We start from the raw sequence: 8,999 nt of genomic DNA on the forward strand, positions 1-8,999 counted from the left end.
GGTCGCCGGTTAACCCATCGACATGGGTATGTCCCGGAAGGAGTACATCGCGGTGGCCAGTTCCCACCTGCCTTCGCGCAGAGCTCGTTGGAACTCGCCTTCCCGGCCGTGATGATGAGCCCGCCTACCGTCGAGTGACCGTCGTAGGGGCGGGCTCCGACGTGAGGAAAGGAGTTTGCGATGAGCGAGGAAATCGACCAGGTCATGCCCGACGAGCTGCCCGAGCTTCCGCTGCTGATAGATCTTCCGGCCACCGAGTGAACTCCCGGATGTGAGGCGCGCGGTGGCCGACAGGGCCACCGCGCGCTGTTCGGACGCCAGGGCTCGTGCCGACAGAAGGGGGAACGGTCACATGCATATCGAGCCGGACGCGGCCGGGGCCGCGCTCGACCGCGAGGCACTGGGCCGTCGCATCCTCGGTACGCTGCACCGCACCGGACTGTTTACCCCTCAGGTGCAGGCGGAAGGCGTGGCATCGCGTGAACATGAGGGATCGGCCCTGTCCACACGCCCCACCACCATTCCCACCACGTCCGAACTCACCCACCCGGCGGTGATCGAGGTCGCTCACACCGCACAGCACGCCGCCCGTGCCGGCTCGCTCACCGCCCTGCGCCGTAGCGAACTCGCCACGGCACTCGGACAGGCATGGAACCGGTCCACCCCGGCCACCGCCCTCGGCGGCCAGAGCTGGTCGGTGGAAGCAGCCGGACCACAACCCCACCTGGAACGCGCGGTCACCCGCGCACTGGCGAATGTGCCCGAGACCTCCTCCGGCCCAACCGGGGACGCCGCCGTCGTCCCGTGGACGGACTCCGAGCGCCAGGTGCTGGGCGAGGCCGCCGGGCTGCTGCGCAACGTGTGGCCGGCCATGCTCGACGAACTGACGTGGACGGTGCGCCAGGTCGTCCTGCTACGGGGGACGGCCATCGAAGGTTTCACCGACTTCACCGTCCACGGGGCGCTGTTCCTCCACCGAAACCGCCTCGCACCGGGACCCTCGCGATCCGACGGTCCGCTCGAACTGGCGGAGGCACTGGTCCACGAGGGCACCCATCAACGCTGCAACGCCGCCCTCGTGTCTACGCCCCTCTGGAGCCGCGCCGCCGAGCAGGCCGGTTCCCTACGGACACCACTGCGCGCCGACCCCCGTCCTCTTGGAGGGCTCTTCCACCAGATGGTGGTTCTCTCCCGAAGCGCCGCCTTTTACCAACGGCTTCTCGACACCGCCGCTCGGCCCGCGGTCGACAACGACGTGCTGCGTGACCGCCACCGCCAGTGCCTGAACGACGCGGTGCAGGCCGCGACCACGCTCAGCTCATACCGGTCCTCGCTCACCGGGGCAGGCCGCGATCTGTTGGCGCAGGTAGCGGCCAAGGACTCCGTATGAGCACACAGGAGTCAACCGCCCAGCCCTGGGCGGCCCAGTTGTTCCAGCCGTTCCCGGAAGCACCGGACATCGTGTTCGCCCGGGTCGCGGCGCGCTCGGCCCTGTTCACCACCGGCGGCAGCGGCGGGGACGACGTGGTGACTGGCAGTGCGGCCGGACATGACGCCGGAGACACCTCACTTCGGGCCACGGGCGAACTCGTCGAGCGAATGGGCAACATCACCGCCGGACGGACGGCGGAGGCCGAGCAACGCGTTGTTGACACATACGAGAATCTGCGGCGCACGGGCCGGCCCGCCCTCGACCCCGCGCGGTTCGAACGCCACGCACGCCTGTCCCGTGAGGTGAAACGGCTGTGGGTACCCGGCCGCTCGCTGTCGAGCGGGCGCGAAGTCCTCGTTCCCGCAGGAGCGGTGTACCTGCGCCACAGGCCGGCTTCACACCCTGACGTCAGGGCGGGGTCCACCGGACTGGCGGCCCACCCCGATGAGACCCTCGCGGTTCACCACGCCGCTTGGGAGATCCTGGAACGTGACCTGATCCGCCGCAGCTGGTACGGGGAGGCGGACGCCCCGGCGGACGCCCCGGCGGACGCCCCGTACCTCCAGCTGGGGCCCGCGCTGGGCGCATCGCTCACCGCGCTGGGCCTGACAGCAGCGCTCCTCCTCGTGCCCGCCCCACCGGGCGTCGACTGTGTCGTGGCCTGTCTGCACGACGCGGACGGCGACAGCCAGAGCTTCGGTGCGGCCTGCGGACCCGCCAGGCGTCCGGCGACGGCGGAGAAAGCGGTGTACGAGGCACTGATGGTGAGGTGGAGCATGGGCACGCCCGTCGCCCGACGGAGGTGGGCGGAGTGGGCAGGCACGACCCCACCGCGCACAGCGCTCGAACACGCGCTGTGGGCGTTCCACCGGCAGGACAGCTTGCGTGCGTGGCTCTCCGGTACCCGCGCATCCCCGGCCGGCCGCACATCACTCGCCCATCCCGACCCGGCGGCTGTCCTGGCCTCCCACACCGGCGAGGAGGTGTACGCGGTGCCGACACCGTCACGGCAGGCCCTGGAGACAGGGCTGACCGTGGTGCGCGTAGTAGCCCCGGGAGCCTTCCCACTGCCCGGCGGACCTGTCGAGGCAAGCGGACCATCCGGTGCGCACCGGCCTCACCCCTTCGGCTGACCCAGCCCGCCCGTATCGCGCCGACCGAGACGTCACCAGGAGGACCCTCCACGATGCCCGGACAGGAATCGCCCCACTACGCCTCCAATTTCGCCGCCAGGTACGACGACTGGTTTCCGTCCCCCGTCACGGACAGCACCGTCGACCTTCTCGCCACACTCGCGAAGACCGCAGGCTCCGGGCCTGTTCTCGAACTCGGCTCGGGTACCGGCCGAGTCGCTCTGCCGCTCGCCGGCCGCGGCTTGGAGGTCCATGGCATCGAGGCCGCATCGCAGATGACCGAACAACTCCGGGCGAAATCCGGAGGACACGACATCACCGTCACCGCGGGCGACTTCAGCCGCGTGCCGATCGGCGGTGGGTTCAGCCTCGTGTACGTGGTCGGCGGAACGTTCTTCGAACTCGTCCACCAGGAAGACCAGACCCGTTGCTTCGCCGCTGCGGCGGACCGGCTGCTTCCCGGGGGACTCTTCGTTCTCGACGCGCATGTCCCCGAGGCGCTCGCCGCGCAGGAATCCGCACTGCGCGCCTTTCCGATCGAAGGCGGCGTGACGGTACGTATGCGCAGCGTCGACCGTGCCTCTCAGACCTACGCCTCGCACTACCTCATCCTCGATCAGGACGGTGTTCACCATGTGCCGGTGTCCTTCCGGTACGCGTCCGTGGGCGAACTCGACCTCATGGCCTCGATGGCAGGTCTGCGACTGAGGCATCGGTACGGCGGATGGTCGGGCGAGAAGTTCACGGCCTCCAGCGCGTACCACGTCTCCGTCTACGAACAGGCCGTCCCCTGCCCCCTGCCCCCTGCCCCCTGAGCACCGGCGACCGACGGGGGAACGCGTGACCCACCCTCCTTACCGAAGCATGAGCAGGAGCTACCCATGGCCGACTTCGTTCCGAACACCGATTCCCGCCCTGTCGAGCAACACGAACCCCTCGAGGTTCACCTCGGACGGAGCCCACTCGGAGGGCCACTGCGGCAGGTGGTCGACGAAGGCCGTCTCCTCGTGGTCAAGCGGGGTCTGCAGGATTTGAACGCCTTCGAACCGTTGCGCCGCGCCATCCTGCTCGCCGCTGCCGAGACCCTCTCGGCCGATGCCGCCCAGGCCCTCGAACACAAGGGAATCGAGGCCCTTCACACGGTCGCCGACGTCGAGCAGGCAATGGCCCTGCGCACACGTCTGGAAACGGTGCTGCGACCGATCTCCGAGAGGGCGGGCCGTGCGTTCGCCGCCGCGGCCGCTCCTGGAGGGCGACACATATATCTGAGCCGCCACTTCGGTGTCCGGACGATGCTGCCGCACCACGTCGTTGCCAGGCGTACCGATCTCGGCCCGCTGGCGGGCTTCCTCGTGCCCACTGGCCCGCACGTCGACTCGTGGTTCAACACCACACTCAACTCCGTGAACCTGTGGATCGCTCTCGGCCGGGTCCGGCCCGGCAACGGCCTGCTCGTCTACCCCGAGCTCTACCGTGCACCGGTCCGCAGGGCCGGCTACGAGGTCGCCCCCGACCAGCATCTCGGCACACCCGTCCGGTTCACCCTCGATCCCGGCGACATACTGCTGTTCTCGGGTGACCACGTTCACGCGTCGGAGACCAACACCACCGACGAGACCCGGTTCGTCCTCACCAGACGCATCAGTGTGGCGGCCCCCAAGTACAGCCCGGAGGGCACCGGTTGGGTTCCCTACGACGACCCGCGCCTGCGTGGCGCCCTTTCGCCACTGGCCTCACTGCGTTCGCGCACCACCGCGGCGTACGCACGTCATCTGATCCGCACCGCTCTGCGACGCGCTCCGTCCTATGAGGGTGCGCGACGGAACACCAAGCTTCCAACCGAAGGGGCATAGGCTCTGATGCGCATCGCCTACCTGCATGCAGGGAGCATCCCCTCTGTCTACGCCAACGGCATCCACGTCATGCGCATGTGTGATGCGTTCAGCGCCGCCGGGCACGACGTAACCCTCTACGCTCTGCCGCCCTCATACCAGGCCCACGATCCGTACAAGTACTACGGTGTCCGCCACCGCTTCCGTATCCGCACCGTCCCTCTGCCCGACGACACGCACAGCTCGCTCCTGGCCCGCGCGGAAACGGTGCGCGCGATACTGGCGGACGATGTCCCCGATCTGGTGTACGGCCGCGACCCGTACAGCGTCCTCGCTGCGGCCGACCTCGCACCCGCGGTGTACGAGAGCCACCAATTGTGGAACGACGCGCACGCCCTTGAGGTGGAGAGCCGGCTGCTCAGCCATCCCGCCCTCGAACGGGTCGTGGTCATCACTCATGCCCTGGCGCGCGACCTTCAGGCAGCCCACGACGGTCTCGGTCCCCTCCCGACGCTGATCGCCCCGGACTGCGCCGAAGTGCCCGTCACACCCCACGGGCCGACGGAGGCACCGGTACTTCCAGGGCGGTCCGGGGCCGTGCGCATCGGCTATGTCGGACACCTCTATCAAGGGCGTGGTATCGAACTCATCCTCGAACTCGCCGCGCTGCTCCCCGCTTTCGACTTCCACCTCCTCGGAGGAACCCCGAAGGACCGGGCCCATTGGGAGGATCCTTGCCCGCTCACCAACGTGTACTTCCACGGACACCAACCACCCGGAGCAGTATCCGCCTACTTCCCCGCATTCGATGTCGTGATCGCTCCCTATCAGCGGAAGGTGTACACCGCCGACGGAATCGCGGAGACCGGCCGGTGGGCCTCCCCGATGAAGGTATTCGAGTACATGGCACACGGCCGCGCCATGATCGCCTCCGACCTCCCCGTCCTGCGCGAGGTACTTCACGACCGTGTCAATTGCCTGCTGCGCGCACCCGACGATACCCACGCGTGGCTGACTGCCATCCAGGAACTCATGGCCGACGAGGCACTACGACTGGCGCTGGGTAACACGGCCCGCCGGGAAGTACTTGAGCGGTACACCTGGCGCCGACGGGCCGACCACGTGCTCGCAGGCGACTCACTGATCGTTTGAGAGGCTGGAGGTCGGCGCATACGTCCGAGCTGTATTGACCCGCAGGGTTCTTGAACCCCGGTTGATCGGGGCTGGCCTCCGAGTGCTGTGTGGGGCGATGGTAGTTGTAGCTGGGAAGGAGGTCGTCGAGGGCTGCACTCCGCTCAGTGTGGTTGGCGTAGGGAGCCGCAGGTAGGCCCTCTACTCCAGAAGGGTGCGGTTGAAGCGTTCGGCCTTGCCGTTCCTCTGCGGCCGGCAGGGCGAATGCGTTTGTGGGCGATACCTCCCGCGGCCAGGGTCTGGGTGAAGAGCTTGACTTGCAGCAGGGGCCGTTGTCGGTCAGGCCCCGTTCCACGGGCATGCCATGGCTGTTGAACCATGCCTGTGCGCGCTGCCAGAAACCTATGGCGGTGTGCTGGCGTTCGTCGGTGAGAACTTCGCTGTAGGCGAGGCGGGAATGGTCGTCGACGGGGAGTGGATGTAGCTGCAGCCGATCATCGGTTTGCACATTTGCGAGGTCGGTGGCGGCCTGCCGGCTCTGGTTATCGACTGTGCGCCTCGGTCAGAGGTCGGCGAGCACGGGTGCGATCTCCTGATCGTAAATGTCCGGATCCTCGAACTGGGCCTTGTTGTGGCTGACCATCTTGTCTATGCCGCCAAGCTGCTCCGCCACCCAGGACGCGACCTCCGACCAGTCGTAGGCGCCTTGGCCGCCGACTTCGTTTTGATCGTACTGGTTGACCGGGGTGAACAGAGAGACGAAGACCCACTTGGGCTGACCGTCGTTGCCGGTCACCGCCTGGATGATCCCCTCGTACTCGTGCAAGTCGCGAAGGCATCCGAGAATGTTGGTCCGGAACTCGTCCTTCGACGCCCCTCCGCCCGAGGACTCAAGTTCGGAGGTGACTTCCCGGTCCCGGTCCCGGTTGCGCTTGAGTTGGAGGGTGGTGACTCCGGCAGCTTTCGAGTCAGCGAATCCCTTGATGGTGCTCTGCACGACAGGGGGTGTCGTCGCGCTCCGTATCCTGTCCCGAAGGGTCCGTGCATGCGATCAAGTTCGCTGATCTCCGGGAACACCCACAACCTCGCCCCGTACGCAGCCCAATCCACCACCCGAAGTCCTCGGGCCACACCACTGCGCCCACCAGCACAAGATCGACGAGACACGCCCAGTCGCATCCCACAAAGGCCCCAGCGCGATAGCGCTCCACAGGGCGGCCAGGGCTCCGGGGTGGAGCGGCGTCGGGCGCTCCTATTTCAGCGGGCCTTCGGGAAGGGCCGTGACATGCGCGTTGAGGGGCTTGGCCTGGGATGGTCCGCAGCGAGGGCAGCCGTTCGTAACTGTGGGGTGAGGTCTTGGCGGATGAGTGCGTTCACGTAGTCGATGTGCTCGTCGGAGAGGTAGTCGCGGTAGCCTCCGACGACCCCACGCCGAGTCTTGTAAGCATCCGGATCGCCGGGGATGGCAGGACGCAAACGCTCCGACTGCAGAGCGTCCGTGTCCTCCATGGTCCGCATATTGGCGAAGCTCGCGAAGTCGGCAGCCCCGCTGAGTATCTGTTCGCCGACAGACGGCAGCCCGCAGAAGTCCAGTACCCGCCCGAGCTCGCCGGCCGTGTCTGCCGCCAGCCGTTCATAGGAGGTGAGCAGGAAAGATGCCGGTACGCCCCGGTTGGCGTACCAGATGTTCCAGAAGGCCACACAGGTCCTGACGCTGCCCTGCTCCTCGGTCAGGAAGTCCCCGATCGTTCCCGGGTAGGGGTCCTGGGGGCGGCGGGAGCACTGGAAGTAGCGGGAGACCGCGGTGTCCCTCAGATCGCGGACGAGGAGAACGACCTTGCGGTCGTGGTAGAAGCTCTTGTCCGGGGACAGCTGGGCCGGCGTGCGATATTCGACGCGGTCGTCATGCCAGAAGACGATGTTCGGAACAGCGGAGTCGACCTCGTTGAAGCCTTCCAGGTTCAGGTTGCGGGCGAGTTCCATAGGAAGTCCGCGGGCCGTCGAAACGGCTTTGGCCATCAGTACCCGAAGCCAGGTCCGGCCGCATTTGGGGAAGGAAATGACGTAGACGTCGCCGTCGGCGTTGACGGCTTTCACGGGTTCAGTCCGGGACGCGGGGAAGGCTGTCACAGTCGCCATTGTGGTGGGAATTTCTGTCCTCGGCAATGGCGCCCTCGCGGGCTACCGGGGACGAGTTGGCGAGGTTGGCTGGGCGCAGACGTCTATTCAAGAGATCGGCGAGCTCCTCGCCGTCTGGGAGGTCGGCACCTGCGCGGACGTGAAGGCCGACCGGCGCGCTGTACGGGCAGGCAAGATCGCCGCGCTCGCCGCCTCCGAGCAGCAGGGCTGCCCGTCCGTCTCCATGACGACGGCCAGGACCTGCACCTTGAAGCCCGCACGCCAGCCGACGGGCCGGGCTACTCAACGGCCTCTTCGGCCCAACTGCCTGGCCTGCCCAACTTCGCCGCCCGTCACCGGATCGAAAACGGCAAACCGGAGCAGAGCCAAGACCGCGTCGAACACCGCACGCACCCCACCGTCATACGCGGAACCACCGCCGGAGCAAGCGTGCGGGCGTTCCTCATCTATCACCCGCTCTCACAACACAGCCCCTATGAGCGGGGTCCTGGCTGCAGCTGTCCGACCAGGTGGAAGACCTCCTGGGCCGCGTAGCGTTTGAGGCACCGGACGATTTCGCGCCGGGTCCTGCCCTCTTTGATCCGGCGCTCGTGGTGACCTTAAGCGCGTGGGTCGACCCGCAGGCGCGTGTACACAATGCGGCGGAGTGTGGCATTTTCCTGACGGCCGCCGCCGCGGTTGAGACGACGGGGCTGCCGGCGCACTGAGGAACGATCAAGGGGACTGACCCCGCACAGCGCGACGAAGGACGCCTCGCTGTCCAGCCGTGCGTCCCCGATGCGTGTCTACTCCCAAGCCGCCTCCCCCACAGGCCGACGGCGGAGCGGCCTCGGAGCAGGCGACGCACTGGTCACCGTCGAACTGACGATGCCCGTCCTCCTCCCGATCGGATGACGTGTCGCGTTTCCGGTACCGGGCCGCGTCGGGCGGTCAGAATCGTGAGGACGCCATAACAATCGGCAGACCCCTATCGGGACACACCCCGCCGGCCCGGCACCGACAACGCACCATCCCCGGCCAACGGCCGACACTGTGAAACCAAGACACTTCAGTCACACTTCGGTCAGAGATGTCATGAGTCAGACCCCGGACCCGGAACAGCACCCACCCATCCTCCCGCCCCTCACAACACATCGGCCCCTGCGTTCAAACCTGACCGTCAATCGAGAACATTCGACAGCCAACGCTCAGTACCTACGCCACATGCGCGAAGAAGAACAGCGGACAAGCGCATCTGCTTACTGAGATTGAACTCGTGAAGTCATAAGGGCTGACGAGGGGTGTCTGCCTGCGGTATCACGAGAGGATGAGGTATCCACAGGGTGGCGGGTT

At 67.1% G+C, this 8,999-nt stretch carries 8 protein-coding genes and 1 pseudogene; 5 read left to right on the forward strand and 4 right to left on the reverse strand.

The window, feature by feature from the left end:
• Positions 1–352: 352 nt before the first annotated feature.
• The 5 genes from ACFWSK_RS36890 to ACFWSK_RS36910 all read left to right on the forward strand — a co-directional run bounded on the left by ACFWSK_RS36890 (position 353) and on the right by ACFWSK_RS36910 (position 5,549).
• Positions 353–1,390: an aKG-HExxH-type peptide beta-hydroxylase gene (locus ACFWSK_RS36890; RefSeq protein WP_383796332.1), complete on the forward strand. Its 1,038-nt coding sequence runs from the start codon at positions 353–355 to the stop codon at positions 1,388–1,390.
• Entirely contained in the window at positions 1,387–2,565 is a 1,179-nt protein-coding gene (locus ACFWSK_RS36895; RefSeq protein ID WP_383796335.1) for a YcaO-like family protein, read from the forward strand. The genes ACFWSK_RS36890 and ACFWSK_RS36895 overlap by 4 nt, the downstream gene beginning before the upstream one ends.
• A 53-nt stretch (positions 2,566–2,618) precedes the next feature.
• Complete coding sequence (locus ACFWSK_RS36900; RefSeq protein WP_383796338.1) at positions 2,619–3,380, forward strand: class I SAM-dependent DNA methyltransferase; 762 nt, start codon at positions 2,619–2,621, stop codon at positions 3,378–3,380.
• 66 nt (positions 3,381–3,446) lie between these two features.
• On the forward strand, positions 3,447–4,418 hold the full coding sequence (locus tag ACFWSK_RS36905; RefSeq protein ID WP_383796340.1) for a phytanoyl-CoA dioxygenase family protein: 972 nt from the start codon (positions 3,447–3,449) through the stop codon (positions 4,416–4,418).
• A gap of 6 nt (positions 4,419–4,424) precedes the next feature.
• Positions 4,425–5,549 (forward strand): glycosyltransferase family 4 protein, encoded by a 1,125-nt coding sequence (locus ACFWSK_RS36910; protein ID WP_383796342.1) that lies wholly within the window; start codon positions 4,425–4,427, stop codon positions 5,547–5,549.
• Between the two features lie 38 nt (positions 5,550–5,587).
• Here the strand turns inward: ACFWSK_RS36910 and ACFWSK_RS36915 are convergent.
• The 4 genes and pseudogenes from ACFWSK_RS36915 to ACFWSK_RS36930 all read right to left on the reverse strand — a co-directional run.
• Positions 5,588–6,029 (reverse strand): annotated as a pseudogene (locus ACFWSK_RS36915) (integrase core domain-containing protein); the annotation flags it as partial.
• Between the two features lie 61 nt (positions 6,030–6,090).
• Entirely contained in the window at positions 6,091–6,525 is a 435-nt protein-coding gene (locus ACFWSK_RS36920) for a hypothetical protein (protein WP_383796345.1), read from the reverse strand.
• Between the two features lie 260 nt (positions 6,526–6,785).
• The gene (locus ACFWSK_RS36925; RefSeq protein ID WP_383796347.1) at positions 6,786–7,625 is read right to left on the reverse strand and encodes a sulfotransferase domain-containing protein; all 840 of its coding nucleotides are present in this window, start codon (positions 7,623–7,625) and stop codon (positions 6,786–6,788) included.
• A gap of 641 nt (positions 7,626–8,266) precedes the next feature.
• Entirely contained in the window at positions 8,267–8,446 is a 180-nt protein-coding gene (locus tag ACFWSK_RS36930) for a transposase (RefSeq protein ID WP_383796350.1), read from the reverse strand.
• Positions 8,447–8,999 lie beyond the last annotated feature (553 nt).

Source organism: Streptomyces sp. NPDC058620, assembly GCF_042717135.1.
Lineage (GTDB): Bacteria > Actinomycetota > Actinomycetes > Streptomycetales > Streptomycetaceae > Streptomyces.

Excerpts from the sequence above, each read along its gene's own strand:
- ACFWSK_RS36890 (WP_383796332.1), top strand. The coding sequence starts at position 353 with ATGCATATCGAGCCGGACGCGGCCGGGGCCGCGCTCGACCGCGAGGCA.
- ACFWSK_RS36895 (WP_383796335.1), top strand. The coding sequence starts at position 1,387 with ATGAGCACACAGGAGTCAACCGCCCAGCCCTGGGCGGCCCAGTTGTTC.
- ACFWSK_RS36900 (WP_383796338.1), top strand. The coding sequence starts at position 2,619 with ATGCCCGGACAGGAATCGCCCCACTACGCCTCCAATTTCGCCGCCAGG.
- ACFWSK_RS36905 (WP_383796340.1), top strand. The coding sequence starts at position 3,447 with ATGGCCGACTTCGTTCCGAACACCGATTCCCGCCCTGTCGAGCAACAC.
- ACFWSK_RS36910 (WP_383796342.1), top strand. The coding sequence starts at position 4,425 with ATGCGCATCGCCTACCTGCATGCAGGGAGCATCCCCTCTGTCTACGCC.